The sequence below is a fragment of the Pseudonocardia xinjiangensis genome, from assembly GCF_050948425.1.
Classification (GTDB): Bacteria; Actinomycetota; Actinomycetes; order Mycobacteriales; family Pseudonocardiaceae; genus Pseudonocardia; species Pseudonocardia xinjiangensis.
Genome location: NZ_CP192009.1, coordinates 984381 through 1010449, shown reverse-complemented (window position 1 = coordinate 1010449; position 26069 = coordinate 984381). Strand labels below are relative to the sequence as shown.

Below are 26069 nucleotides of genomic sequence, written 5' to 3'. Positions count from 1 at the left end.
GTGACGGACGACACGCCGAAACGGCGGCCGCTCCGTCAGGCCACCGTTGCTGCGCACGTGCGCGCACCCCAACGCCACGGCGCCGCAGGATCCGATTGATCTTTCCGAGATCGGAACGGTACCCGGACGGACGATCTTTTGTCACTGCTCCATCCGGCGCGCTGCCCCAGGTCAGGGTCACGCTCCGTACAGAGAAGGCCGGGTCGCACTGGCGACCCGGCCCTCTCTGTTACGACATTCGGTGCTACTGCTCGGGTATCGGCCTCACCGCACGTGTTGAGGTGATATCCCGGCGCACCTCAGTACGACGGCAGCGACGGGTCGACCTGCTTGACCCACGCCAGCACCCCGCCGCCCACGTGCACGGCGTCCTTGAAGCCCGCCTTGTGCAGTGCGGACAGCGCCTCGGCGGACCGCGCGCCCGACTTGCAGTGCAGCACCACCGGCTTGTCCTGCGGGATCTCCGACAGCGCCTCTCCCGAGAGGATGCGGTCCTTCGGGATGAGCGTGGCACCCGGGATGCTGACGATCTCGTACTCGTTCTGCTCCCGGACGTCGATCAGCGCGAAGTCCTTGCCCGCGTCGATCATCTCCTTGAGCTCGAGGGCGGTGATCGTGTTGCCGGCCGCCGCGGACTGCGCGTCCTCGGAGACCACGCCGCAGAACGCGTCGTAGTCGATCAGCTCGGTGATCTTCGGCGAGCTCGGGTCCTTGCGGATCTTGATGGTGCGGTAGCTCATCTCGAGGGCGTCGTACACCATCAGCCTGCCGAGCAGCGGCTCCCCGATGCCGGTGATCAGCTTGATCGCCTCGTTGACCATGATCGAGCCGATCGACGCGCACAGCACACCCAGCACGCCACCCTCGGCGCACGAGGGGACCATTCCCGGCGGGGGCGGCTCGGGGTAGAGGTCGCGGTAGTTGAGGCCCTTGCCGTTGGGGGCGTCGTCCCAGAACACCGACGCCTGGCCCTCGAAGCGGAAGATCGAGCCCCAGACGTACGGCTTGCCCAGCAGGACCGCGGCGTCGTTCACCAGGTAGCGGGTGGCGAAGTTGTCGGTGCCGTCCAGGATCAGGTCGTAGTCCCGGAAGATGTCGAGCACGTTGGAGCTCTCGAGCCGCGTCTCGTGCAGCCGCACCTCGACGAACGGGTTGATCTCCTTGATGGAGTCGCGTGCCGACTCCGCCTTGGACCGGCCGACGTCGGACTGGCCGTGGATGACCTGCCGTTGCAGGTTGGACTCGTCGACGACGTCGAACTCCACGATGCCGAGCGTGCCGACGCCCGCGGCGGCGAGGTAGAGCAGCGCCGGGCTGCCCAGGCCGCCGGCCCCGACCACCAGCACCTTCGCGTTCTTCAGCCGCTTCTGACCGGCCATCCCGACGTCGGGGATGATGAGGTGGCGGCTGTAGCGCTCCACCTCTTCCTTGGTCAGCTCGGCGGCCGGCTCCACGAGCGGCGGTAACGCCATGGTGGGAACTCCTCGTTCGGTCGTCCTGCGAGATCTTCGATACCTGCTGTTGGCAACACCGGGGCCGGGCCGAATCTTCCCGTACGACCAGTCCTACCAGCGACCCGCGGCAACGGCATCCCACATGCCGGCCACGGCGCGTGCCACCTCGTCAGGCGCCTCGATCTGGGCGACGTGCCCGACGCCGGGGAGCATCAGCAGCCGCGACCCGGGCACCGTCGCGACCGTGCGCCGGGCGAGCCGGGGCGCCACGAGCCGGTCCCGGTCGCCCCACACCACGAGCGTCGGCGCCTTCACCCGGGCCGCCGTGGACCACAGCGACCCCTTGCGCAGCCAGCTCGCGATCATCGCCTTCCCGGTGAGCTCGACGGCCTCCCGCGCCCACTCCAGCCGGGCCCTGGCCTCGAACTCCGCGGCCGTCTCCGCGAGCCGGTGCTCGGTGGCGAGGCTCGGGTTGCCGAAGCACAGCCGCACCACCTGGTCGGCCCGGGTCCGGGGGCTCTGCGCCGCCAGCTCCGCGCGGGCCCACCGGCCGAGCACCGGCATCATCGCGAGCACCATCCGCGGGTCCGACAGCCGTCGCGGATCAGGTCTGAGGTCCGGCACCGCGGGCGAGATCAGGGTGAGGGTGCGGACGAGCTCGGGACGCCGCGCCGCCACGGTCATCGCGACGGCGCCGCCGAAGGAGTTGCCCAGCAGGTGCACCGGACGGCCCCGGCCTGCCAGGAAGCACAGCAGCGCGTCGGCGTGGCCGGCGGGTGAGTAGTCGCGCGAGGCGAGCGGACGCGACAGCCCGAAGCCGGGCAGGTCGACGGCGACCCCCTCCGCCCGCGTGCCGAGCAGGCCTGCGACGTCGGTCCAGTTCGTGGCCGAGCCGGCCAGCCCGTGGACGTACACGGCCGCCACCCCGTCGGGGCCGGGCGTCTCGCGCACGTGCAACGTGACGCCGCCCGAGGTGACCTCCCGGCCAGGCCACGGCCGCCCGAGCGGATCGCGGCGGGGCATGGTGGCGGGATCGGCGAGCGGCGCCACCTCCGGGGCCACCGGAGCAGGCGGCGCGGTCCGGCCGACGAACGGTCGGACGAAGGCATGCGCGGCGGAGGACACGAACCGAGGAATACCTGATGGACTGCGCGGCGGCCACCCTCGAGCCCTCGCTGCCACTCCGCAGTGGGGTGCGAAAGCCTACGTTCTATACCCCCCTCTGGTATCTTTACCACCAATGGCGCTACCGAAAGGGCGTCGCGCCCGTTGTACAGGCGGGAGCAACGGGAGGCGGGGGATGAACGCAGCGGTGCGGCTGTCGGCCTACGCAGCGGCGCTGGCGCTGGCCTTCGGGGCGGCCTGGAGCATCGGCGCAGCCGTTGGCGGGCCCGCCCCCGCGCCCGCACCCGCCGTGGCGGCGCCGCTGCCGACCGGCCCCGACGCGCACGGCGCAGGCGGCCACACCACCGTCGGCGCCCCCACCGCCGCGGACGGGCACTCCCACCGGGCCGGCGAGATCGTGTCCGCCGGGCTCGTGGACACGGCGGCCGGGTACACACTGGTCCCGAAGACCACCACGTACCGTCCCCGGACCTCCGGCGAGCTCGCCTTCACGATCACCGGCTCGGACGGCAGCCCGGTCACGGCGTTCGACGTCGAGCACGAGAAGCGGCTGCACCTCATCGTCGTGCGGCGCGACACCTCCGGCTTCCAGCACCTGCATCCCACGCTCGGCCCCGGCGGCGTCTGGCGCGTCCCGATCACGCTCCCCGAGGCCGGGGTCTACCGCGTCTACGCCGACTTCGTCCCCACCGGCGGCCCCGAGCTCGTCCTCGGCACCGACCTGTTCGCCGCAGGCGACTTCGAGCCGGTCCCGTCAGCTCCCTCCCGGGTGGCGCAGGTCGGGGGCTACCAGGTCCGTCTCGACGGCGATCTCGTCCCCGGCGGCCCGTCGCAGGTCTTCGCCACGGTCAGCAAGGACGGCGCGGCGGTCACCGACCTCGAGCCTTACCTGGGCGCGTTCGGCCATCTCGTCGCGCTGCGCCAGAGCGACCTGACCTACCTGCACGTCCATCCCGACGCCGCCACGCCGACACCCACCGACCGCTCCGGGCCGGGAATCGCGTTCACCGCCGACGTGCCCACCGCCGGCACCTACCGGCTCTTCCTCGACTTCCGGCACGACGGCGCCGTGCGCACCGCCGAGTTCACCGTCCCGACGAGGGAGGCTCGATGAGCAACCTGGCCAGCGAACCGTCGACGGACCGGGCACTGGTCTCCCCCACCACGACCACCGACGGCGCACCGCCCGCCGCCCTGAGCCGGATCGAGCTGAGCATCGGGGGCATGACCTGCGCGTCCTGCGCCAACCGCGTGGAGCGGAAGCTCAACAAGCTCCCCGGCGTCACGGCCTCGGTCAACTACGCCACCGAGAAGGCGCGCGTCGACTACCCGGCCGACCTCGAACCGACGGCGCTCGTCGCGCAGGTGGAGGCGGCCGGCTACACCGCCGCGCTGCCTGCGCCGCCCTCGTCCGAACCCGGTGAGCCACCCGCCGATGCCCCCGACCCGACACGCGCGCTGCGCCACCGGCTGGTCCTCTCCACCGTCCTGGCCGCACCGGTGCTCGCGTTCGCGATGGTGCCCGCGCTGCAGTTCACCTACTGGCAGTGGATCTCGCTCACCCTCGCCGCGCCCGTCGTCGCGTGGGGGGCGTGGCCGTTCCACCGGGCGGCGTGGACCAACCTGCGCCACGGCGCGGCCACCATGGACACGCTCGTCTCGATGGGCACGCTGGCCGCGCTCGGCTGGTCGCTGTACGCGCTCCTGCTCGGCACCGCGGGCACCCCGGGGATGACCCACCCGTTCACCTTCACCGTCGCCCCGGGCGCCGGGGCGGACGCGATCTACCTCGAGGTCGCCGCGGCGGTCACGGTGTTCATCCTGGCCGGGCGGTACGTCGAGGCCCGCTCGAAGCGCCGGGCCGGCGCGGCGCTGCAGGCCCTGCTCGACCTGGGCGCCAAGGACGTCTCGGTGCTGCGTGCCGGTTCCGAGGTACGTATCCCCGTCGGCCGGCTCGGCGTCGGCGACCGGTTCGTCGTTCGCCCCGGCGAGACGATCGCCACCGACGGCGAGGTGGAGGACGGCAGCTCGGCCGTCGACGCGTCGATGGTCACCGGTGAGTCGGTGCCCGCCGAGGTCCGTCCCGGCGACGCGGTCGTCGGCGGCTGCGTCAACGCCGGGGGCAGGCTCGTCGTGCGGGCCACGCGGGTCGGAGCCGACACCCAGCTGGCCAGGATGGCCCGGCTCGTGGAGGACGCGCAGAACGGCAAGGCCGCGGTGCAGCGGCTCGCCGACCGGGTCTCGGGGGTATTCGTACCGGCGGTGATCGCGATCGCGGTGGCGACGCTGGGGTTCTGGCTGGGCACAGGCGACGGCGCCGCCCCGGCCTTCACCGCCGCGGTCGCCGTGCTGATCATCGCCTGCCCGTGCGCGTTGGGGCTGGCCACACCGACGGCTCTGCTGGTCGGCACCGGTCGCGGCGCGCAGCTCGGCATCCTCATCAAGGGCCCGGAGGTGCTCGAGTCCACCCGGCGGGTGGACACCGTCGTGCTGGACAAGACCGGCACCGTCACCACCGGCGCCATGGTGGTCCGCGGCGTGCACACCGTCGACGGGGTCGAGGAGGACACCGCGCTGCGTCTCGCCGGCGCCGTGGAAGCAGCCTCCGAGCACCCGATCGGCCGGGCGATCGCCGCAGCCGCCGAGACGGCCACCGGGTCCCTCCCCGACGTGGCCGAGTTCGAGAGCCTGCCCGGTCTCGGCGTACGCGGTGTGGTCGCGGAGGTCCTGTCGAAGGGCGACGCGACCGGGGAGGTGGTGGCGCACGCGGTGCTCGTCGGACGTCCGGCGCTGCTCGCGGAGCACGCCATCGCGCTGCCCCCCGACCTCGCGGCGGCCCGGGACGCGGCCGAGGCCGGCGGCAACACGGCCGTCGGGGTGGCGTGGGACGGCGTCGCGCGGGCGCTGGTCGTCGTGGGCGACACGGTGAAGCCCACGAGCGCGGAAGCGGTGCGCGAACTGCACCGGCTCGGCCTCACGGCGATGCTGCTCACCGGCGACAACGGGGCCGCCGCACGCGCCGTGGCGGCCGAGGTCGGCATCGCCGCGGACGCGGTGATCGCGGAGGTGGCGCCGGAGGACAAGGCCGCCGTGGTGAAGCGGCTGCAGGCCGAGGACAAGGTCGTCGCGATGATCGGTGACGGGGTCAACGACGCAGCGGCGCTGGCCGCCGCCGACCTCGGCCTGGCCATGGGCACCGGCACCGACGCCGCGATCGAGGCGAGTGACCTCACGCTGGTGCGCGGCGACCTGCTGGACGCCGTCGACGCCATCCGGCTGTCGCGGCGCACCCTCGCCGTGATCAAGGGCAACCTGTTCTGGGCGTTCGCCTACAACGTCGCCGCCCTGCCGCTGGCCGCCGCCGGGCTGCTGAACCCCATGATCGCCGGAGCCACCATGGCGTTCAGCTCGGTGTTCGTGGTGACCAACAGCCTTCGGTTGCGTGGATTCCGCCCTACCCACCGGTAGGGTGTGCACTCCGCCCAGCCGGGCGGACGAACGGAGGCGATCCGCATGTCCGAGACGTCGGCGCCGGCGCAGCGCGGTGGCCGGTTGTCCCGCACAGCACGACGGGCCCAGCTGCTGCTGGCCGCCCGTGACGTGTTCGCAGCCCACGGTTACCACGCCGCCGCGATGGACGACATCGCCGAGCGGGCCGGGGTCAGCAAGCCGGTGCTGTACCAGCACTTCCCCGGCAAGCTCGAGCTCTACCGGGCGCTGCTCACCACCTACGCCGATGAACTGGTGACCCGCGTGGAGCAGGCCATCGGCACCACCACCGACAACCAGGAGCGCGTCCACGGCGCGGTCAGCGCGTACTTCGACTTCGTGGCGGGCGAGGGCCAGGCCTACCGCCTGGTGTTCGAGTCCGACCTGCGCAGCGAGCCGGAGGCCGCCGCCGTGGTGGACGGAGCCCTGACCCGCTGCATCGACTCGATCGCCGACGCCGTCACCACCGACGCCGGGCTCGACGCCGCCCGCGCCCGGATGCTGGCCGTCGGGCTCGTCGGGCTCAGCCAGGTGGCCGCCCGCTACTGGCTCGACTCCGACCAGGCCGTGCCGCGCGACGAAGCGGTCGCGCTGATGTCCAGCCTGGCCTGGCGCGGGCTCGCCGGCTTCCCCCTCGTCCAGTCCTGACCCCCCGCGACCCCCACCCCGCGAGTCGCCCGTTCCCGCCCCGCGAGTCGCCCGTTCCCGGCGCGCGAGTCGCCCGCCCCGGCCCCGCGAGTCGCCCGTTCTCGCCCCGCGAGTCGCCCGCCCCCGCCCCGCGAGTCGCCCGTTCCCGCCGCGCGAGTCGCCCGCCCCGCCCCGCGAGTCGCCCGTTCCCGCCGCGCGAGTCGCCCGCCCCGCCCCGCGAGTCGCCCGTTCCCGGCGCGCGAGTCGCCCGCCCTGGCCCCGCGAGTCGCCCGTTCTCGTCCCGCGAGTCGCCCCGGCGCTACCGGCTGATCACGCGGTCGATCAGTCCGTAGTCCGCCGCCTCCCGGGCGGTGAACCATCTGTCGCGGTCGAAGTCGGCCACGACCCTCTCGAACGGCTGCCCGGAGTGCTCGGCGGTGAGCTCGGCCATCCGGCGCTTCAACGCGCTCAGCATCCCGGCGCGGATCACGATGTCCGACTCGGGCCCACCGGCGCCGCCCGACGGCTGGTGCATCATCACGTCGGCGTGCGGCAGGGCGAACCGCTTGCCGGGCGCGCCGGCGGTGAGCAGGAGCTGACCCATCGACGCCGCCATCCCCGTGGCCACTGTGGACACGTCCGGTTCGATGGCGTGCATCGTGTCGTAGATGGCCAGCCCGGCGAACACCGAGCCGCCGGGTGAGTTGATGTAGAGCGTGATGTCGGCGGCCGGGTCCTCCGCGGCGAGCAGCAGGAGCTGCGCGACGACCCGGGTGGCGACGGCGTCGTCGATCTCCCCGCGCAGCAGCACGATCCGCTCCCGCAGCAGCCGGTCGAACACCGAGTCGTCGAGGGTTACTGCTCCGTTCGGCGTGGTCATGGCGCGGACGCTAACGGCGGCAGGTCCGTCGTCAGTGGCTTCTTCACGCCGGGCGAAACCTTCCGCCCACGGCGAACGGGAGGCGCAGCCGCTCAGCGGTCGGCCAGTACCGCGCCCGCCACCAACGCGCTGATCCGGCCGCCCACTCCCACCGCCCGCTCGAGCGGCAGCATGTGCCCCGCACCCGGGTAGATGGTCGTCTCGGCCGACGGCAGCGCCGCTCCGATGCGCCGCGTGGCGGCCACCGGCGTCAACCGGTCCCGCGATCCCACGAGCACCGCGGTCGGGATCGACGCGAACGCCTCGAGGGCGGCGTCCCGCTCGTGGGCGTTCAGGGTGGGTCGGAAGCCGGACACGGTGAGCGGGTGGCAGGAGCAGACCATCTCGGCGGTGATCCGCCGTGCCTCGGCGTCGGCATCCCGGCCCAGCAGCAGCCAGTTCAGCGCGGGCGCGAGGAGCCGCGGACGGCCGATGCGGGAGCGGGTGGACCACCGGCGTGACCCGTACACCCGCTCCTCGAACCGGCGCGCCAGCGGCGCCGTGCGCGGGGACAGGCCGAGCATGCCGTCGCCGAGCCCGCCGCTGGCCGTGGACACGAGCGCGACACCGGCCGTCCGGTCGAGGGCGTCCGGGTGCCTCTCGGCCAGCGCCATCAGCGTCATGCCACCCATCGAGTGGCCGCCGAGCACCAGCGGGCCGTGCGGCGCGGTCGCGGCGATCACCTCGGCGAGGTCGTCGGCGAGCTGCTCGATGGTCATCGTCGCCGGATCCACGGCGGCCGAGACCCCGTGCCCCCGGTGGTCGTAGCGCACCACGCGGGCGGGGGCCGGGCCGTCGGCGAGCGACCGGGCGACCGGCTCCCAGATGCGCAGGTCGAGTGTCCAGCCGTGGGCGAGCACGACGGTGACCGGCGCGTCGGCCGGACCGTCGATCTCGACGTTCAGAGCCACGCCGTCCGCTGCGGGAACGGATCGTCGAACGGACATCAGATCAGGTGCGCCTTTCGCCACAGGATCTCGGTGGGGCCGCCGATCAGGCCCTGCTCCCGCAGGAACGGCACCAGCTTGCGAGCCGACCAGCGCAGCATCTCCTGGTGATGGGGGTTGGCCAGCGCCGCCCGGTGCCCGGCGGCCGGGTCGATGCCCACCGAGCGGTAGACGTCGCGGTGGATCAGGTTGCGGGCCACGACGAACGCGACCCGGGAGGAGAGGTAGCGGGCGACGGTGCGCTCCGCCGCGTTCGTGCCGGGCATGATCCGCATCAGCTCCTCGCGGGCGTAGCGGACGTGCCGTGCCTCCTCCGTGACGTGGATCTTGTTGACCATCCGGGTGAGCGGCTGGACCGTCTCGTCCCGCATGGCCTCGCGCTGGAGCTGGTCGAGGATCTCCTCGACGAACAGCGTGCCTGCGAACATCGCGGGCCCGGAGGCGATCGTCTTGAACAGCCTGCCGAGCTCGTGGGTGAGGCGGCGGGGCGCGTAGTCCGGCACCCCGTAGCGCTCGGTCATCTTCGCGAACATGACCGAGTGGCGGCACTCGTCGGCGATCTCGACGAGCGCGTACTGGATGTGGCGGCGGCGCGGGTCGCGGTCGTAGGAGTACCGCAGCAGCATCTGCATGAGGATCATCTCGAACCACAGCCCGATGCGGGCGATGCTGCACAGCTCGTGCACCGACAGCGTGCGCCGCTGCTCGTCGCTGAGCCCCTCCCACAGCTGCGTGCCGTAGAGCGACACCCGGTGCTCGGGGAGCCCCCAACTGCCCTCGACCAGCGGCGCGTCCCAGTCGATGTCGATGCTCGGCTCGTAGGAGTGGTCGAGTGACGAGCGGAGCAACCGTTCGGCGGTGGCCTCCCGGTCGTTGCGGGTCTTCACGGTCACGACGCGCTCCTCTCCCTGACGGGGGTGGTGGGGTCGGTGGTGGACTCGGTGCCGGCGCTGCGGCGGGTCAGCCTGCGGACGAGGCCGGCGGCGATCGGCGAGCCGTCGAAGTGGCCTGCGGCGGCGCGCCTGCGGATGCGCCGGGCGACGGCGGACCCGAGGAGGCCGGGCAGGTGCCGCCCGGCCCACAGCTCGACCGCTCCGCCCCGGGTGCACGCGGTGTCGCGCGGCGGCCGGCCCGCGGTGAGGACGCGCAGCACGGTGGCCACCACGTCCTCGACCTCCTCCCGACGGACCTGGCCCTCCAGCGCAAGGCCGACCTCGCGGGCCGCGGCGTGGATCGGGGTACGGACGTAGCCGGGGTAGACGGTGGTGACGTGCAGGTCGGTGCCGTACTCGAGGCGCAGCGCGTCGGCGTAGGCGGTCATCCCGCGCTTGGCGACGCTGTACGCGGACACGAACGGGAGCGACAGGTAGGCCAGCTCGCTGGCGACGAAGACGACGCGGCCCTTCCGTCCGCCGCGGCCCTCGAGCAGCGCGGGCAACGCGGCGGCGGTGACCCGCCATGCGCCGAGCAGGTTGACGTCGATCACCCGCAGGGCGTCGGGCGCCAGCGGGGCGCCCGCATCGTTCGGGACGCCGATGCCGGCGTAGTGCACCACGGCGTCCAGGCCGCCCAGCCGCTCCACGGCCTCGTCGACGGCACGGGTGACTGCGGCGTCGTCGGTGATGTCGCAGGCGATCGTGTGCTCGTCCGCCTGGAGATCGAGGCCGACGACCTGCACGCCGCGCGCCCGCAGCCGGGTGACCGCCGGGGCAGCCAGTCCGCCTGCGGCCCCGGTGACCAGCACCCGGTCGCCCGCCGTGATTCCCGGTTCCGCTCCGGTTCCCGCCATGGCGCCCCCTGACGCTTGCTGTTACCCGCGGTAACTGTTACCACTGGTACGGTGCCGAACGACATGCCACCTGTCAAGCCGGGACCCCCACCGGACCGGCAGCATCGCCGCACCGAGCGACGCGCCGAGATGGTGCAGGCGGCCATCGACGCCGTCCGGACACTCGGCCCCGGCGTCTCCGTCGCCGAGATCGCCGCGCAGGCCGGCATCACGAAACCCGTGCTCTACCGGCACTTCACCGACCGCGCCGACCTGCAGCGCGCCGTCGGCCGGGAGGCGGCCGCCCTCCTGATGGCCCGGATGGCGCCCGAGATGGATCCGGAGAGGGAGCCGGCCGAGCTGATCCGCGGGGTCGTCGACGCGTTCCTCGCCGGCATCGAGGACGAGCCGGAGCTCTGGCGGTTCGTCGTGCACCACCCGATCGAGCGGGCGCCCGGCGCCGAGGTCGTCGACGACGCGCGGGAGCAGATCGCGCGGACGCTCGCCACCCTCATCGGGGAGCGGCAGCGCAGCCTCGGCCTCGACTCCGGAGGCGCGGAGGCGTGGGCGCAGGGGCTCGTGGGGATGGTGCAGAGCGCGGGCGACTGGTGGCTGGAGCGGCGCACCATGAGCCGCAGCGCCCTCACCGACTACCTGACCACCCTCATCTGGGGCGGCATCTCCGGAGCGCTCGGCGTGGCACCCGCCGCACCGGCCTCGCTCCGGCTGGTCCCCCGCGAGCCCGGCGCAGGAGGACACCGTGCCTGACGGAACAGGGGATGACGACGACGGCTACCGCGGGCCGGCGACGCTCACCGTCGACGGCCGCGAGGTGCCGGTACTGGCGATCCTCGACGCCCGCCACGAGCCGCAGGACGGCAAGCTCCACTGGTTCGGGAGGGTCGCTCTCGACGGCGCGGCCGATCCGGGGTTGCACGCGGCGCTCACCGCGCCGACGAGCCACATCGCGCTGAACGCCGGCGGCAGCACGGCCACGGCACGGGTCGGCGACGTCGATCCGTGGGGCCGCTACCGCGTGACGGGGGTGGGCACTCCCCCGTTCCCGCTCACCGAGCCACCCCTCGACAGCTGACCGCACACACCAACCGACCACGGTGCACAGGTCAGGACGTGTGCACCGTGGCCAGGAGGTGTGTGCGGTCGGCCGGAGGCCGGGCTCAGCCGATCGCGAAGCCGACGCGCCCCGCCGTGGCGGGCGCGATCTCGACGTAGGCGATCTGCGACGCGCGGACGAGGTAACGGCGCCCCTTGTCGTCGACGAGGCGCAGCAGCCCGTCGTCGCTCGTGAACGCCTCGTCGACCAGCGCCTGGACCTCGTCCGGCGTCTGGTCGCTGGACACCACGAGCTCCCGCGCGGACTCCGCGATGCCGATCTTGACCTCCACCGGTTGACCTCCTGGTCACGTTTGTCGAACTGGCTCGGCCCAGGCTAGTGCAGGTGAACGCCCCGGGCGGGGACGGGCGGTCCGCCCTGGGCGAACTCAGGTGAGCCCGAGCTTGGCCATCCGCTTGCCGTGGTTGGACTGCAGCCGCCTGAGCAGCGTGGCGAGCCCGGAGAGATCACCGGAGCCGGTGACGATGAACTCGGCCAGCTCGTCGCGCTCGGCCACGATGTGCTGCGCCTGGGTGACGGCCTCCCCGAGCAGCCTGCGACCCCACAGGGCGAGCCGGTCGTGCACCTGCCTGCTGCTCGCGCACGCCGCCCTGACCTCACGCTCGGCGAACGCGCTGTGCCCGGTGTCGGCGAGCACCTGCTGCACCAGCTCGCCGGTCGGGCCGGGGAGCCAGCCCCCGATCTCCCGGTAGAAGTCGGCCGCCAGCCCGTCGCCGAGATAGGCCTTGACCAGCGACTCCAGCCACGTCCGGGGCGCGGTGGACGCGTGGTAGGCATCCCACTGCGCCACGAAAGGACGCATGGCGTCCTCGACGGAGACGTCCAGGCCGCGGAGATGCTCCTCGAGCATCCGGAAATGGCCGATCTCGGCCGCCGCCATGGCCGAAAGGGCGGCCCGGCCACTGAGGGTCGGTGCGGTCCTCGCGTCCTCGGCCAGGCGGTCGAACGCGGACAGCTCGCCGTACGCCAGCACACCGAGCAGGTCGATGGTCGCCCGCCCCGCTCCGGCGGGATCCACCGCCCGCGCAGTCACCATGCGCCGAGCCTAGAGGTCATGTTGAGTCGGGGGGCGGTGCACGTCACCCTACCGCCCGGCGCGCCGGGCTGACCCCGGAAGCGGGCACCGGGTAGGATAGGCCCAGCGCAGCGCCCGCACGGGTGCGCGCCTACCCGCGGCCACCGCCCGGAGCTCCCGGAACCGGGAGCCACAGGACCGGAGCCGCAACGACCTGGTGCGTGCAGCGCCTCGTCGGTTCTCCCATCAGGGCGCGCCGTGACCTTCACGGTACGGGCAGCCGGTGGTCGACGAGCCGGCCCCGGGCTCCTGTGCGCGGAGAGAGGCGATCATCCTGTCCGTTCAGAACGACACACTCAGCGAGTCCCCCACGGACTCCCCCGATAACTCCACCGACGCTGCTGCCGACGAGATCGTCGAGGCGCACCCGCTGCAGGCCGGCGCCCCCGTTGCCCCGGACTCTCCCACCTTCGCCGAGCTCGGCGTGCGCCCGGAGATCGTCCGAGCGCTGGCCGAGGCCGGCATCGAGCGCACGTTCGCGATCCAGGAGCTCACGCTTCCGCTCGCGCTCGCGGGCGACGACATCATCGGCCAGGCCCGCACCGGTATGGGTAAGACCCTCGGTTTCGGTGTCCCCCTGCTGCAGCGCGTCGTGCCGCCGTCCGAGCAGCCCGCCGCCAACGCCGAGGGCGAGGCCGCCGACCGCACGAAGGACGTGCCGCAGGCCCTCGTGGTGGTGCCAACCCGCGAGCTCTGCGTGCAGGTCGCCAAGGACATCGCCGACGCGGGCAAGCACCTCGGCGTCCGGGTCACCGCGATCTACGGTGGCCGCGCCTACGAGCCGCAGCTGGCCGCCCTCCGCAAGGGCGTCGACGTCGTGGTCGGCACGCCCGGCCGCCTGCTCGACCTCGCCGAGCAGCGCCACCTCGTGCTGGGCCGCGTCAAGGCCCTCGTGCTCGACGAGGCCGACGAGATGCTGGACCTGGGCTTCCTGCCCGACGTCGAGCGGATCATGCGGATGCTGCCGGAGAAGCGGCACACCATGCTGTTCTCGGCCACCATGCCCGGCCCGATCATCGCGCTGTCGCGCGCGTTCCTGAACCGGCCCACGCACATCCGTGCGGAGGAGGCCGACCAGGGTTCGATCCACGAGCGCACGCGGCAGCTGGTCTACCGCGCCCACGCCATGGACAAGGTGGAGCTGCTCACCCGCGTGCTCCAGGCCGACGGGCGCGGGCTCACCATGATCTTCGCCCGCACCAAGCGCACGGTGCAGCGCGTCGCCGACGACCTGGCCGAACGCGGCTTCGCGGCCGCAGCCGTGCACGGCGACCTGGGCCAGGGCGCCCGCGAGCAGGCGCTGCGCGCGTTCCGCTCCGGCAAGGTCGACGTGCTGGTGGCCACCGACGTCGCGGCCCGCGGCATCGACGTCACCGACGTCACCCACGTGGTCAACTACCAGTGCCCCGAGGACTCGAAGACCTACGTCCACCGGATCGGCCGCACCGGCCGGGCCGGCAAGGAGGGCGTGGCGGTCACGCTGGTCGACTGGGACGAGATCCCGCGGTGGAAGCTCATCAGCGACGACCTGAGCCTCGGGATGCCGGAGCCCGTGGAGACGTACTCCACGTCCGATCACCTCTACTCCGACCTGGCCATTGCGACGTCGGCCACCGGACGCCTGCCGCGCTCCCAGCGCACCCGGGCCGGACTGGACGCCGAGTACGTCGACACCGAGGGCGACCACGGCGGCCGCAAGCGGGGCGACAAGTCCGCCCGCGGCACCCGCTCCGCCGGCGCCCGCCCCGACACCAAGGACGACGGCCCGGAGCAGCCCCGGGTGCGCAAGCCCCGTGTCCGTACCCGCAGCAGGTCGGGCGGGGCGGCAGGCGGCACCGGCACCGGCACCGGTGACGCCCCCGACCAGGCCACCGGTGAGCCCACCGTGGCCACCTCCACTGTCGCCACCGGCGGCACCGCGGACGCACCCGCCGATCAGCCGGCCACCGGCCCGGACACCGCAGCCGCTCCGCGCGGCGAAGGCGAGCGCCCGCGCCGTCGTCGGCGCCGCGGAGGTTCGCGTCGTCGCGGTGGCGGTGAAGGCGGCGAGAGCAGTGACGGGCCGGCAGCCGACGCTGCCGCTGCCAGCTGACCTGCCTCCGGTGCCTGTCGAGCCGAGCGAGCGGCTGCGGTCCCCGCAGCCGAAGCCGCGCCTGCGTCCGGAACGGCGTCGCCCCGGCGACGTCGTTGCGGCGGCCGTCCTGGCACTGGTGTTGATCGGCGGCGGGATCGCCGTGTGGCGCACGAGCCCCGTGGCCGGCACCACCGACGACCCGGCCGCCGCCCCGATCGTGCCGCCGCCACCCGCCGGCGGCGTGCCGACCGCGTTCAGCGAGGCCTGGCGGGCTCCCAGCGGCGCCACCGACCATCCGGTCGTCGCGGGGCCCGCGGTGGTCACCGCCGACGGTTCGCGCGTCGTGGGGCGCACCGCTGCCACCGGCGCCGAGAGCTGGAGCTACACGCGGGACCGGTCGCTCTGCACCGTCGACTTCGCGTTCCCCGACGGCGGCCCGGGGCGCCTGCTCGCGCTCTTCGCCGGCACCACCGGCTACTGCAGCGAGCTCACGGCGCTGCGCCCGGACACGGGCACCCGGCTGACCGCGAGCAACCCGGACGTACGGCCCGGCACCCGGCTGCTGGCCGACAACACCTACGTGCTGGCGACCGGCGCCGACTACCTGGAGGTCTGGCGCAGCGACCTCGTCCGGACCGCCGAGTACGGCGACGTCACCACCCCCGTGCAGACCGGCCGCCAGCCGAGGCCCGACTGCACCTACGGCCCGGCGGCCGTCGGCTCCGGCCGGGTCGGGGTCATCGAACGCTGTCCCGGTGAGCAGACCGACCGGCTCACGGTGCTCGCCGCCGACGGTGAGGACGGCGCCGACGCCCCGGACGTGCAGTTCTCCGTCCCGCTGCCGGCAGCCGGGGCGACGCTCGTGGCCCTGACGGCCGACCGGGTGGCGGTCGCCCTGCAGAACCCGCCGCGGCTGCAGGTGCTCGACGCCACCGGGCAGCAGATCGGCCTGGTCTCCCTCGACGTGCCCGACGCCGACCTGGCGGCCGACTCCACCGCCCCGGCCGCGACGACCGGGCCCACCCTCGGCAGCACCGACGGAAGCGGCGACCGGGACGACCGCGTCTACTGGTGGACCGGCTCCCGGACGATCGCCCTCGACGGCACCGATCTCACTCCGCTGTGGACGGCCGACGGGACCCTCGGGCCCGCTCAGCCGTACGGCGGCGGCCTCCTCGTTCCCGTCCCCGCCGGTCTGCAGGTGCTCGACCCCGCTCGGGGCACTGCCCTGCGCACGCTCCCCGTCGCCCGCGCGGATCCCGACGCTCCGGTGCGGCTCGCGGCGGCGGGCAACATGCTGCTCGAGCAACGCGGCACCGAGGTGGTCGCGCTGCGGCCGGGCGGCTGACCCGTCAGAAGAACCACTGGGTGGTGAGCAGCACCGCGGCGATCACGATCACTGCAGCGGCGGCCACGACCCCACCGGCTCCCCGGTGCCGGTCGGCGTACCGCTGCGCCACCACGGCCGCCACCGCCGCGACGGCGTGCCACACGAGGGTGGGGACGCCCGGGCCGGACGTGCCGGTCCGGTCCGCCACGTACCAGGCGATGCCCAGCGCCACCAGCAGCGCCACCAACCCGCCCGCGAGCAGGCCGGACAGGCCTCGCAGCACTCCCCCGGCTCCCCGGCGCCGGGCGTTCACGGCGCGAGCAGAGCCCATGGGTCCCGCTCCGGGGCCGCGGCTCGTCCCTCCGGGCAGCTGCGGCGCATCTCGCACGCCCCGCACCGCGCCGCGGGCCGGGCCGGGAAGAGCTCCTCGGCGTCGCCGCCCGCGGCGAGCTCGTCGGCCGCGCCGGCGAGCTCCGCCGCCGTCTCCTCGGCCCTCCGGACGTGCCCGCTCAGCGACGCCCGGTCGTGCTCCCAGGCCGCCACCTGCCCGCTCGGCAGGTGGTGCAGCTCCACCTGCGTGCAGGGGCGCCGCAGGGTGTGCTCGGTGGCCACGGCGTACAGCGCGAGCGCCTGCGAGGACCTCGCGTCCTCGGCGGTGGGGACCCACCTACCTGTCTTGTAGTCGACGACCACCAGGTCCGCCCTCCGCCGGTCGATCCGGTCGACCCGGCCCTCGGCGACGATCCGGTCGGTCGCGACGGACACCCACTGCTCCAGCCCGACGACATCGACGTCCTGGCCGTCAGGCGAGTCGGCGCTCCACTCGGCATCGATGCTCGCTCCGCCTGCGCTCCACTCGGTTACGTACTCCGCCACCCACCCCCGCGCCCGCTCGCGGTACTCCGCGGCCTGGGCGGCGTCACGGAAACCCTCGCTCGTCCAGTGCCGGTCGACCAGCGCCGCTGCCGCCCGTGGGGTGCGCTCCGCCGGTGGCAGCTCGAACAGCGCACGCAGCGCGAGATGCACGACGGCGCCGAGAGTGCTGTGCGCCCTGCCCCCGCTCCGCGGCGGGGACGGCCGGTCCAGGTAGGTCAGCCGGTACCGGCGGGGGCAGTCGGTCCAGGTGGCCAGCCTCGACGGCGTCACCCTTACCAGCCGGGTGGTCGCGAAGTCGAGCCCGAGCTGCACACCGCCGTTCACGCTGAGCACCGTAATGCCCGGCACCCGGGCCCGGTCAGCCGGTGAGCACCTCGGCGCCGGTGGCGCCGGCCACCAGCGCCCCGAGCGCGTCCTCGTTCGTCGTCTCGGCCGCGATGGGGGTGGTCTTGTTGGTGCCGTGGTAGTCGCTGGAACCCGTGGCCACGAGGCCCGCGTCCGCCGCCAGCCCGCGCAGCAGGTCGCGGTCCTCCGCGGAGTGGTCGGGATGGTCCACCTCGACGCCGGTCAGCCCGGCCGCCGCCAGCTCCACGATCATCGACGGCTCCACCACCCGTCCCCGCTTGCGGGCGAGCGGGTGGGCGAACACCGTGACCCCACCCGCGGCCCGCACCATCTCGATCGCGGTGTGGATCGGGGTGTCGGCCTTGGGCACGTAGTACGGGCTGCCGTTGTAGAGCAACGTCGCGAACGCCTCGTTCACCGACTCCACCACACCGGCCACCACGAGGGCCCGCGCCAGGTGCGGGCGCCCGGCACTGGCACCGGGGGGAAGCAGGCCGAACACCGTCTCGACGTCGACGGGGTAACCGTCGGCGGCCATCTTCTCGACCATGCGCTGCAGCCGCTCCACGCGCTCGGCCCGCAGCCGGCTCTGCTCGGCGACGATCGCCGGGTGCTCGGGGTCGAAGAGGTAGCCCAGCAGGTGCACCGCGACGTCGCGCTCGTCCCGGCCCGTCGGACTGATGCACGACAGCTCCGCTCCGCGCACCAGCGACATCCCACCGGGTAGCGCCGCGGCGGCCTCGGCCCAGCCCGCGGTGGTGTCGTGGTCGGTGATCGCCAGTACATCGACGCCGGCGGCAGCCGCGGCCGTGACGAGCCCGGCCGGGCTGTCCGTGCCGTCGGATGCCGTGGAGTGGGTGTGCAGGTCGATGCGAAGGCGGGCCACACCTGAGGCTAACGCGCCGGTTAGCGCCGCCAGCGGCCTCGGGCGAGCATGCCCGTGGCCCTCGTCTTGCCCTTCTCACCGAAGACCAGCTCGGAGAGCGCCTCGTAGATCTCCTCGGGGCGGGGCATGTAGTCGATGCGGTTGAGCGCCTGGATCTGGCCGGCGGACTCGACGATCAGGGTGCCGTAACCCATGATCCGGCCGCCGAGCGAGCGCTCGAACGTCAGGTCGGTGACCTTCCCGAGCGGCATCATGCCGACGCTGTGCACGATGATGCCCTGGGCGAGCATCACGCGCTTGTCGGTGATCACGATGCGCTCGATCCACCACAGGATGGTGAGCACCGTGAACCGCAGCACCGCCACGAGCGCCAGGTAGAACGTGAGGTTGTCGATGAGCACGCTGTCGGGCAGGTAGCGCTCGAGCAGCACCATGGCGAGCAGGAAGAGGGCGGTCAGTACGACGTGCTTCCACATGAACGCCCAGTGCTGCCGCACCCGGATGACCCGACGTTCGGTCGGGAGGAGGTACTCGTCGATCTCGCGGGGTGCAAGCACGGGGCTACACGACGAGCTGGTTGAAGAACCGGATCACGGACTCCGCGCCGTTGCGAAGGGTGGTGCCGATGCTCTCGATGGAACCGGCCGCGCTGTCCGGCTGGGTGAAGATGTAGAAGACGACCAACGCGATCGCAAGGAACCCGACGATCTTCTTGAGGTTCACCACACCCACCGTTCTGGCGTAAGAGGACCGGTTGCAACTGATTTGTACCGCACCAGCGAGCCCCAGGGTATCCGGCACGCGGGGCCGTATGGTCGACGAGCATGATCCAAAAAGGTGAACATGTCCCCTGTGTGGGGGCCTTGACATACGACGACGGTGGCCGACTGCTGCTGATCCGCCGCGGCAACGAGCCCGGGCGCGGGCTGTGGTCGCTCCCGGGAGGCCGGGTCGAGCCCGGTGAGGACGACGCTGCCGCCCTGGTGAGGGAGATGGCGGAGGAGACCGGCCTGGTGGTCCGGCCCGGGCCGCTGGTCGGCCGGGTGCAACGCGGGCCCTACAGCATCGCCGACTACCGGTGCACGATCGTGGGTGGCGAGCTGCGGGCCGGTGACGATGCGCTTGACGCCCGGTGGTGTGACGCCGCCACGCTGGCCGAGCTCCCGCTCGTCGCGCAGCTCCTCGACACCCTCACCGAGTGGGACGCGCTGCCCCGCTGACGGGGCGGCGGTCACGCGTCAGGACTGCGGCTCCGGGCGGCCCGGCTGCTCGCCGCCGCGCGCCTCCCCGTAGGACCGCTTCGGCACCATGACCTTCCGGCGGAACGTGCAGACGACCGTGCCGTCCTGCTTGTACCCGCGGGTCTCGACGTGGACGACGCCCCGGTCGTCCTTCGACCTCGACTCGGTCTTGCCCAGCACCTCGGTCTCGCCGTAGATGGTGTCGCCGTGGAACGTCGGGCGGGTGTGCTTGAGCGACTCCACCTCCAGGTTGGCGATCGCCTTGCCGGAGACGTCGGGCACCGACATCCCCAGCAGCAACGAGTAGACGTAGTTGCCGACCACGACGTTGCGCTTGAACTCCGTGGTCTCCTCGGCGTAGTTGGCGTCGAGGTGCAGCGGGTGATGGTTCATGGTCAGCAGGCAGAAGAGGTGGTCGTCGTACTCGGTGACCGTCTTGCCCGGCCAGTGCTTGTAGACGGCCCCGACCTCGAACTCCTCGTAGTACCGACCGAACTGCAACGCTGCCGCCTCCATCGTCGATAGCCAGGTGGTAGGCGTAATCTAGACGCAGGGCCCCGCGAACCCCCACCGATGGAATCCCGTCGGTGCGCGGCCGGCCATGATCAACGGATCGAGCAGTGGACGAGGAGGTGAGCGCGGTGCCCACGGCACCCGGTTGCAGTAGTCGCCGCGTTCTCGACATGGCGACCTGCTGACGGTCACCCCGGTCGGGACGCGAGCTCCACGTGTCCGCGCGACGAGCACGCCCGCGCGTCCCGAACTCTCCGGAGGTACCTCGTGCCGCCCCTGTCCTCACTCCGGCCCGCCATCCGTGCCGGTCGGCTCTCCGTGAAGGGCAGCGCATCGCTGCTCCCCAAGCTGCGCGTCCCCATCTCCGCGTACGTGGTCGACTGTGCCGTGTACGTCGACGGCCGGCGCCTCCCCGGCCACTGGTCGCACGACCGTGCGCTCGCCGAGGTGCGCTCGCGCGACGACGGCTTCGTCTGGATCGGCCTGCACGAGCCCGACGAGGAACAGATCACCGGCATCGCCGACGTCTTCGGTCTGCACGAGCTCGCCGTCGAGGACGCCGTGCAGGCCCACCAGCGCCCGAAGCTGGAGCGCTACGACGACACGCTCTTCATGGTGCTCAAGACGGTCTGTTACACGGGGAAGCCGCAGCCGTCGGCGGAGAACGAGGTCGTCGAGACCGGCGAGGTCATGGTGTTCCTCGGACCGGACTTCGTGATCACGGTGCGCCACGGCGAGCACTCCTCGCTGCGCGACGTGCGCAACGACCTGGAAGCCGACCCCGAACAGCTCGCGCTGGGGCCCGCGGCGGTGCTGCACGCGATCGCCGACCACATCGTCGACACCTACCTCGGCGTCACCGAGGCGATCGAGACCGACATCGACGAGATGGAGACCGAGGTCTTCGCGCCCCGGTCGGCGGTCGACTCCGAGCAGATCTACGTCATGAAGCGCGAGGTGCTCGAGCTGCGCCGCGCCGTGGTGCCGCTGGGGGCTCCGGTGCGGAAGCTGACGGAGGGCTACAGCTCGCTCGTGCCGCACGACGTACGGTCCTACTTCCGCGACGTCGACGACCACCTCACGACGGTCACCGAACGGATCGCGGGCTTCAACGAGCTGCTCACCACGCTCGTCGACGCCGTGCTCGCCAAGATCACGATGCGGCAGAACAACGACATGCGCAAGATCTCCGCGTACGTCGCGATCGTCTCCGTGCCCACCATGATCGCAGGCATCTACGGCATGAACTTCGACCACATGCCCGAGCTGCACTGGCGCTTCGGCTATCCGTTGGTGCTGGTGACGATCGTCGTGATCTGCGCGGGGTTGTTCCGGGTGTTCCGGCGCAACGAGTGGCTCTGACACCCGCACTCCACCCGGCGGGGCGCAGCCATCACCGGGCGGGGTGCTCTCGGCCGTCCTAGCCTGGTGACCGTGAACGAGCACCGCCCGGTCAACCCGCTGCGCCGGTTGCAGCGTCCGCGCTGGGCCGAGCAGCAGCCGACGTGGGCCGACGCGAAGCCTGCGCTCATCGGGGCCGCGTTGCAGCGGGCGCGGGAGCGCTCGCCCGGTGGCTGGTTCGTGCTCGCCGCCAGCCGCGAGGTCCGGCCCGGCCGGGCGTTCGGTCGCGTCGTCGCCGGGCGGGAGCTCGTGGCGTGGCGCGACGGCACCGGTGGGCTGCACGTCGGGCCGGGCGCGTGCCCCCACCTCGGGGCCGCCCTGTGCGATGCCCCCGTGCACGACGGGCGGCTCGTGTGCCGGTGGCACGGCCTGGCGCTCGAGCCGGGCGGCCGTCCCGGCTGGCGCACGCTGCCCGCCCACGACGACGGCGTGCTCGCCTGGGTGCGGCTCGACGACACGGCGGACGGCCCTCCCGCCGACGCCCCGGTGCTCGGCCCCCGTCCCGCGGACCAGGGTCTCGCCGCGGTGGCCACGGTGATCGGCCGCTGCGAGCCGGAGGACGTCATCGCCAACCGGCTCGACCCGTGGCACGGCGCCTGGTTCCACCCGTACTCGTTCACGGCGCTGGAGGTGCTGAGCGCGCCACCGATCGACTGCACCGCCGCGGAGGACCGCTTCCTCATCGAGGTGACGTTCACCGTGGGCACCCGCTTCGGGGTGCCGGTGCGGGCGGAGTTCAGCTGCCCCGACGCGCGCACGATCACCATGCAGATCGTCGACGGGGAGGGAACGGGCAGCGTCGTCGAGACCCACGCCTCGCCACTGCGACCGGGCCCGGACGGCGTGCCGCGCACGGCCGTCATCGAGGCCGTGGTGGCCCACTCCGACCGCCCGGGGTTCGGGTACACGCGTCGCGCCGCCGGTGCGCTGCGCCCGCTCATCGGGATGGCCGCGCGGCGGCTCTGGCGCGACGACATCGCCTACGCCGAGCGTCGCTACGAGCTACGCGCCCGTTCCTGACTCCCGCTCGCGCAGCTCCCTGCGGAGGATCTTGCCCGCGCTCGACCTGGGGATCCGGTCGACGAACTCCACCTCCCGCACCTTCTTGAAGGGCGCCACCCGCTCCGCGACGAAGGCCATCACGTCCTCGGCCAGGCCCCCGGCCACGCACGGTGCGTAGCCCTGCTGCGGCACGACGAACGCCTTCGGCCACTCCTCGCCGTCCGGGCCGGGCACGCCGACCACCGCGGCGTCCACGACGCCCTCGTGAGTGAGCAGCACCCCCTCCAGCTCCGCGGGAGCGACCTGGTTGCCCTTGTACTTGATGAGCTCCTTGAGCCGGTCGACCACGCGGAAGACGCCGTCATCGGAGACCGTCACGATGTCGCCGGTGTGCAGGAACCCGTCGGCATCCAGGGTGGCCGCCGTGGCCTCGGCGTTGTTCAGGTAGCCGCGCATGATGTTCGGACCCCGGGCCCACAGCTCGCCCGGCTCCCCCGTCTCGACGTCCTCACCCGTCTGCGGGTCGACCACCCTGGCCTCGATGTTCGGCATCAGCACTCCGAGGCTGCCGCGGTCGATGTCGGGCCGGTCGACGGGAATGGCGATGATGGAGGGACTGGACTCGGTGAGCCCGTAGCCCTGGAGGACGGTGACGTGCAGCCGGTCGGCGACCGCCCTGGCGAGGTTGCTGTCGAGCGGCGCGGCCGCCGACGCCACGACGCCCAGGCTGCTCAGGTCGTAGGAGTCCACGAGCGAACTGTGCGCGAGCGCGAGCATGATCGGCGGGACCACGCTGAGGTGCTCGATGCGGTGCTCGGCGACCGCCTGCAGGAACGCCGTGAACTCGAATCGCCGCATCGTCACGATGAGGCCTCGCTGGAGCAGGACCCTGTTCATGACGGCAGCCGCCCCGTAGATGTGAGACATCGGGATCACGGCGAGATGGCGCGTATGGGGCTTGCTCCAGCCGAACGGCATGGCCTGCAGCAGGTTCGCAACGAGGTTGCGGTGCGTGAGCTGCACGCCCTTCGCCAGGCCTGTGGTGCCTGAGGAGTAGGGCAGCGCCGCGACGTCGTCCGGCGAGACCGTGGGGTGGGCGCCGGCGCCGTAGTCCACGGTCCCCAGGAACTCACCCCATGGCGTCTCCCGCACCAGGCCGCCGGCACCGGCACACTCACCCAGCACCACGATCTCGTCCACCCTCACGCCGTCGTGCGTGACGGCCACCCGAGCCCGGTCCAGGCACTCCGGCACGGAGAACAGGACCCGCGCCCCGGAGTCGCGCAACTGGTGGGCGAGCTCGCCCGGCGTGTAGAGCGCGTTCGCGGGCGACACCGTCGCCCCGGCCGCGAGCACGCCGTGGAACACCGCCGGGTACTCGGGGATGTTCGGCACGAAGATCGCCACGACGTCCCCGCGCGCCACGCCGCGCGCGCCCAGTCCGGTCGCCACAGCGGAGACGGTCGCGACGAGCTCGCCGTAGGTGTACCCCGACCCGCCGGCCGCGGCGACGGTGGCAGGCCGCTCGGCGTCCTGCGGGTCGAGGTGGCCGAGCAGGAACTCGTGGAGCCCGACCTCGGGGATGTCGAGGTCGGGGTACGGACTACGGATGATCAATTCTGCTTCTCCCTGAGGCGTGGCCGCCGGCGTCCACTCGGAGCCCGAGGCGCTCTGAGCCTCACAGTCCTGTAGATAGACTGACCGATCAACGTGCCGCGCAGCACACCATGGAATGTTCAGGAGCAGCCATGGTGTTGATGTTTGCTCCCCCGGCCCGCCAGCACGACCGCGCCCCCGAGCAGCACCGCCCCCGTGACCCCGACGGCGCCGAGCCGGTCCCCGAGCAGCAGGGCGGCGAGCACCGCGGCGGTGAGCGGCTCCAACAGCGCCATCAGCACACCGAGCGCCGCGGGCGAGGTCCGCAACCCACGGAAGTAGCACGTGTAGGCCACCGCGGTCGGGACGACACCGAGAGCGACGAGCAGCCCGACCGAGCCGACGCCGGGCGTGAACCCCAGCCCGGACGTGGCCGCAGCGACGGGCACGAGCAGCGCTCCGCCGAGGGTGAACCCGGCGCCCGTGGTGGTCGCGTCGTCCAGACCCGGGACGGGCCGCGCCGCCAGCAGCGTCATCGCGGTGAACCCGGCCGCGGAGAGCAGCGCGAACACCGTGCCGGCGAGAACCGGGCCGGCGAGACCGGACGCCTCGGCGGGCGACCCGACGAGGAGTCCCAGCCCGAGCACGGCGAGGACGACCGCACCGACCTGCCGTCGCCCCGCCGCCCTGGGACGCGCCAGCAGCACCAGCACCGGCGACGAACCGATCGCCACGAGCGTGGCGAGGCTGACCGAGGTGAGGGACACGGCCGTGAAGTAGCAACCCTGGAAGAGGGCCGCGAGCACGCCGACGGCCGCGATGCGCCGCCATGACGCGGAGCCGCGCGGCAGCCTGCGGCCGGAGAGCCGGAGGTAGCCGACGATGAGGAGCCCGCCGACGGCGAGCCGGTAGGCCGCCACGGCGAGCGACGAGAGACCGGTGGCGTCGGCGAGCATTCGGCCGAGCAGGCCCCCGGTGCCCCAGAGGACTCCTGCGACGACGAGGAGGGACACCCCGGACACGGGGGTGGTACGGACGACGGGCATGGCTGTTCTGCGCTCCTGCGACGGAGGGGAAAGGGGTCGCGGAAGCGGGGCCGGTCCGAGCCGTCACCCGGTGGGTGGGACTACCGGTCGGACGACCGAGTGGCGCACTCCTGATCAGAGGGGTGCGCGGGCGGCCCCGCTAGGAGCGGGGCGGCGGGGTGATCGGGAACGTGCGGTGCACGAAGGGCAGCGTAGGCGACCTGCCCGGCCCGGGCACGTCGGTTGCGGGTGTCAGGTGCTGGTGGGCGGCGGAGTCACGGCGCTGCCCTCCGGCGGGGTGGGCAGGTCGATGCCCTCGGGCGGGGTCGCGGCGTCGGGATCGACGTGGGCGGGGTCGGCGTCGCCGAAACGGCCGGTGACGAGTTCCTCTGTCGCGGGGCGGCGGCCGAGGAAGGTGTGCACGATGTGCTGCTGCCAGCCCGGCACGGTCTGTACCCGCAGGTCCTCGAACCCGGCGGCAGCCATCCGCCGGGTGAGCTCCTCCACGCCGTCGAACCGCAGGACGCTGCGCCACAGGTACCGGTACAGGTCGGCGGAGCCCGTCCGGATCTTCCCCATCGGGATGATCACGCCCCAGCAGACCGTCGTCCACACCGCCCGGCTGCGCAGCGAGTCACGCACCGAGTACTCGTGCAGCGCGATCGGCGCGCCGGGCCGCAGCAGGCGGTGGAACTGCCGCAGGGCGGCGTCCCGGTGAACGAGGTTGCGCACCAGGTAGGCCGCGAGGATGCCGTCGAAGGGTCCGGTGATCCCGGTCATCGCCAGGTTCTCGACGTTGCCGTGCACGAACTCGACGTTGGGCGGCCACGTCTTGCCCCGGGCCTGCGCCAGCATCTCGCCCGAGGCGTCCACCCCTATGATCTGGGCCTCCGGCGCCGAGTCGAGGAGCGCGGCCGTGGACGCGCCGGTGCCACAGCCCAGGTCGAGCAGGCGCAGCCCGGCCCCCCGGTTCGGCAGGCCCATCCGTCTCGTCGTCAGCCGCAGGTGCTCGTGGTATCCGGGGTTGGCCCCGACGAGCTTGTCGTAGGTGCGCGCGTGGGCGTCGAACGAGCGGGGTACTCCTCCGCGCTCGACGGGACCCGGCTTCGACGAGGGAGGCACATCCTGCATCCTGGCGCATTCCGGTCGATCTCGTCTCCATGACACGTACTCTGACGCCGGTGGCCCGGCCACCGAGGACGGCGACGGCGTTCGAGGCCAGGCAGCAGCGACCCCCACCC

Annotated in this window: 27 protein-coding genes; 10 read left to right on the top strand and 17 right to left on the bottom strand. The window is 73.0% G+C overall.

The features are described 5' to 3' along the window. Nucleotides 1-299 precede the first annotated feature (299 nt). Together moeZ and ACQPZA_RS04980 are read right to left on the bottom strand one after the other, a co-directional pair. On the bottom strand, nt 300-1472 hold the full coding sequence (gene moeZ, locus ACQPZA_RS04985; RefSeq protein WP_169400509.1) for an adenylyltransferase/sulfurtransferase MoeZ: 1173 nt from the start codon (nt 1470-1472) through the stop codon (nt 300-302). 93 nt (nt 1473-1565) lie between these two features. Next, nucleotides 1566-2579 (bottom strand): alpha/beta fold hydrolase, encoded by a 1014-nt coding sequence (locus ACQPZA_RS04980; RefSeq protein ID WP_312859608.1) that lies wholly within the window; start codon nt 2577-2579, stop codon nt 1566-1568. Between the two features lie 175 nt (nt 2580-2754). Here ACQPZA_RS04980 and ACQPZA_RS04975 point away from each other — a divergent pair, with 175 nt between their 5' ends. Genes ACQPZA_RS04975 through ACQPZA_RS04965 form a run of 3 tightly spaced genes read left to right on the top strand, consistent with a single transcriptional unit; the run spans nt 2755 to nt 6716 of the window. Further along, nucleotides 2755-3693 carry a hypothetical protein gene (locus tag ACQPZA_RS04975; protein WP_433278760.1) on the top strand — a complete coding sequence of 313 codons (939 nt, stop codon included), beginning with the start codon at nt 2755-2757 and terminating at the stop codon, nt 3691-3693. Further along, the gene (locus ACQPZA_RS04970; RefSeq protein ID WP_433278758.1) at nt 3690-6047 is read left to right on the top strand and encodes a heavy metal translocating P-type ATPase; all 2358 of its coding nucleotides are present in this window, start codon (nt 3690-3692) and stop codon (nt 6045-6047) included. The genes ACQPZA_RS04975 and ACQPZA_RS04970 overlap by 4 nt, the downstream gene beginning before the upstream one ends. A 45-nt stretch (nt 6048-6092) precedes the next feature. Beyond that, nucleotides 6093-6716 carry a TetR/AcrR family transcriptional regulator gene (locus ACQPZA_RS04965; RefSeq protein ID WP_433278756.1) on the top strand — a complete coding sequence of 208 codons (624 nt, stop codon included), beginning with the start codon at nt 6093-6095 and terminating at the stop codon, nt 6714-6716. 298 nt (nt 6717-7014) lie between these two features. Here the strand turns inward: ACQPZA_RS04965 and ACQPZA_RS04960 are convergent, their stop codons facing one another. From ACQPZA_RS04960 to ACQPZA_RS04945, 4 genes are all read right to left on the bottom strand, one after another. Beyond that, the gene (locus ACQPZA_RS04960; RefSeq protein ID WP_433278753.1) at nt 7015-7575 is read right to left on the bottom strand and encodes a ClpP family protease; all 561 of its coding nucleotides are present in this window, start codon (nt 7573-7575) and stop codon (nt 7015-7017) included. 92 nt (nt 7576-7667) lie between these two features. Further along, nucleotides 7668-8561, bottom strand: coding sequence for an alpha/beta fold hydrolase (locus ACQPZA_RS04955; protein WP_433278750.1), 894 nt, complete (start codon nt 8559-8561; stop codon nt 7668-7670). Continuing rightward, nucleotides 8561-9448 carry an AurF N-oxygenase family protein gene (locus tag ACQPZA_RS04950; protein WP_433282682.1) on the bottom strand — a complete coding sequence of 296 codons (888 nt, stop codon included), beginning with the start codon at nt 9446-9448 and terminating at the stop codon, nt 8561-8563. The genes ACQPZA_RS04955 and ACQPZA_RS04950 overlap by 1 nt, the downstream gene beginning before the upstream one ends. Nucleotides 9449-9450: 2 nt before the next feature. Beyond that, nucleotides 9451-10350, bottom strand: a complete 900-nt coding sequence (locus ACQPZA_RS04945; RefSeq protein ID WP_433278748.1) for an SDR family NAD(P)-dependent oxidoreductase — start codon at nt 10348-10350, stop codon at nt 9451-9453. A 63-nt stretch (nt 10351-10413) separates the two neighbouring features. Here ACQPZA_RS04945 and ACQPZA_RS04940 point away from each other — a divergent pair, with 63 nt between their 5' ends. Continuing rightward, a complete protein-coding gene (locus ACQPZA_RS04940) occupies nt 10414-11097 on the top strand; it encodes a TetR family transcriptional regulator (protein ID WP_433278746.1) in 684 nt (227 codons plus the stop codon). Next, nucleotides 11090-11422 (top strand): DUF4873 domain-containing protein, encoded by a 333-nt coding sequence (locus ACQPZA_RS04935; protein ID WP_433278744.1) that lies wholly within the window; start codon nt 11090-11092, stop codon nt 11420-11422. Before ACQPZA_RS04940 ends, ACQPZA_RS04935 begins: the two co-directional genes overlap by 8 nt. An 85-nt stretch (nt 11423-11507) precedes the next feature. On the opposite strand, the gene ACQPZA_RS04930 is transcribed toward ACQPZA_RS04935, so the two are convergent. Beyond that, nucleotides 11508-11735 carry a DUF3107 domain-containing protein gene (locus ACQPZA_RS04930; protein WP_169397451.1) on the bottom strand — a complete coding sequence of 76 codons (228 nt, stop codon included), beginning with the start codon at nt 11733-11735 and terminating at the stop codon, nt 11508-11510. Nucleotides 11736-11831: 96 nt separating this feature from the next. Continuing rightward, complete coding sequence (locus tag ACQPZA_RS04925; protein WP_169397450.1) at nt 11832-12500, bottom strand: ferritin-like fold-containing protein; 669 nt, start codon at nt 12498-12500, stop codon at nt 11832-11834. Nucleotides 12501-12762: 262 nt separating this feature from the next. Between ACQPZA_RS04925 and ACQPZA_RS04920 the strand changes: the two genes are divergently transcribed. Continuing rightward, complete coding sequence (locus ACQPZA_RS04920; protein ID WP_433278742.1) at nt 12763-14631, top strand: DEAD/DEAH box helicase; 1869 nt, start codon at nt 12763-12765, stop codon at nt 14629-14631. Between the two features lie 10 nt (nt 14632-14641). Then, on the top strand, nt 14642-15961 hold the full coding sequence (locus ACQPZA_RS04915; protein ID WP_433278740.1) for an Rv3212 family protein: 1320 nt from the start codon (nt 14642-14644) through the stop codon (nt 15959-15961). Nucleotides 15962-15965: 4 nt separating this feature from the next. Here the strand turns inward: ACQPZA_RS04915 and ACQPZA_RS04910 are convergent, their stop codons facing one another. The 5 genes from ACQPZA_RS04910 to ACQPZA_RS04890 are packed head-to-tail and all read right to left on the bottom strand — an operon-like array spanning nt 15966 to nt 18782. Next, nucleotides 15966-16256, bottom strand: a complete 291-nt coding sequence (locus ACQPZA_RS04910) for a hypothetical protein (protein WP_433278738.1) — start codon at nt 16254-16256, stop codon at nt 15966-15968. Next, a complete protein-coding gene (locus ACQPZA_RS04905; protein WP_433278736.1) occupies nt 16253-17143 on the bottom strand; it encodes a RecB family exonuclease in 891 nt (296 codons plus the stop codon). The genes ACQPZA_RS04910 and ACQPZA_RS04905 overlap by 4 nt, the downstream gene beginning before the upstream one ends. Before the next feature lie 34 nt (nt 17144-17177). Then, nucleotides 17178-18050: a PHP domain-containing protein gene (locus tag ACQPZA_RS04900; RefSeq protein ID WP_433278734.1), complete on the bottom strand. Its 873-nt coding sequence runs from the start codon at nt 18048-18050 to the stop codon at nt 17178-17180. 20 nt (nt 18051-18070) lie between these two features. Further along, the gene (locus ACQPZA_RS04895; protein ID WP_169397444.1) at nt 18071-18607 is read right to left on the bottom strand and encodes a PH domain-containing protein; all 537 of its coding nucleotides are present in this window, start codon (nt 18605-18607) and stop codon (nt 18071-18073) included. Nucleotides 18608-18611: 4 nt separating this feature from the next. Then, the gene (locus tag ACQPZA_RS04890; protein ID WP_433278732.1) at nt 18612-18782 is read right to left on the bottom strand and encodes a hypothetical protein; all 171 of its coding nucleotides are present in this window, start codon (nt 18780-18782) and stop codon (nt 18612-18614) included. Nucleotides 18783-18874: 92 nt separating this feature from the next. On the opposite strand from ACQPZA_RS04890, the gene ACQPZA_RS04885 reads away from it, so the two are divergent. Beyond that, nucleotides 18875-19270, top strand: coding sequence for an NUDIX hydrolase (locus ACQPZA_RS04885; protein ID WP_433278730.1), 396 nt, complete (start codon nt 18875-18877; stop codon nt 19268-19270). An 18-nt stretch (nt 19271-19288) separates the two neighbouring features. Here ACQPZA_RS04885 and ACQPZA_RS04880 read toward each other — a convergent pair whose 3' ends face one another. Next, nucleotides 19289-19792 (bottom strand): MaoC family dehydratase, encoded by a 504-nt coding sequence (locus ACQPZA_RS04880; protein WP_433278728.1) that lies wholly within the window; start codon nt 19790-19792, stop codon nt 19289-19291. Nucleotides 19793-20071: 279 nt separating this feature from the next. Between ACQPZA_RS04880 and corA the strand changes: the two genes are divergently transcribed. Beyond that, nucleotides 20072-21166: a magnesium/cobalt transporter CorA gene (corA, locus tag ACQPZA_RS04875; RefSeq protein ID WP_169397441.1), complete on the top strand. Its 1095-nt coding sequence runs from the start codon at nt 20072-20074 to the stop codon at nt 21164-21166. Between the two features lie 72 nt (nt 21167-21238). Then, nucleotides 21239-22225 (top strand): DUF5914 domain-containing protein, encoded by a 987-nt coding sequence (locus ACQPZA_RS04870; RefSeq protein WP_433278726.1) that lies wholly within the window; start codon nt 21239-21241, stop codon nt 22223-22225. Here ACQPZA_RS04870 and ACQPZA_RS04865 read toward each other — a convergent pair. The 3 genes from ACQPZA_RS04865 to ACQPZA_RS04855 all read right to left on the bottom strand — a co-directional run bounded on the left by ACQPZA_RS04865 (nt 22208) and on the right by ACQPZA_RS04855 (nt 25950). Then, nucleotides 22208-23824 (bottom strand): AMP-binding protein, encoded by a 1617-nt coding sequence (locus ACQPZA_RS04865; protein ID WP_433278724.1) that lies wholly within the window; start codon nt 23822-23824, stop codon nt 22208-22210. The two genes, ACQPZA_RS04870 and ACQPZA_RS04865, sit on opposite strands and share 18 nt — an antisense overlap. Before the next feature lie 119 nt (nt 23825-23943). Further along, nucleotides 23944-24849 (bottom strand): DMT family transporter, encoded by a 906-nt coding sequence (locus ACQPZA_RS04860; protein WP_433278722.1) that lies wholly within the window; start codon nt 24847-24849, stop codon nt 23944-23946. Nucleotides 24850-25080: 231 nt separating this feature from the next. Beyond that, the gene (locus ACQPZA_RS04855) at nt 25081-25950 is read right to left on the bottom strand and encodes a class I SAM-dependent methyltransferase (protein WP_433278720.1); all 870 of its coding nucleotides are present in this window, start codon (nt 25948-25950) and stop codon (nt 25081-25083) included. Between the last annotated feature and the right edge of the window lie 119 nt (nt 25951-26069).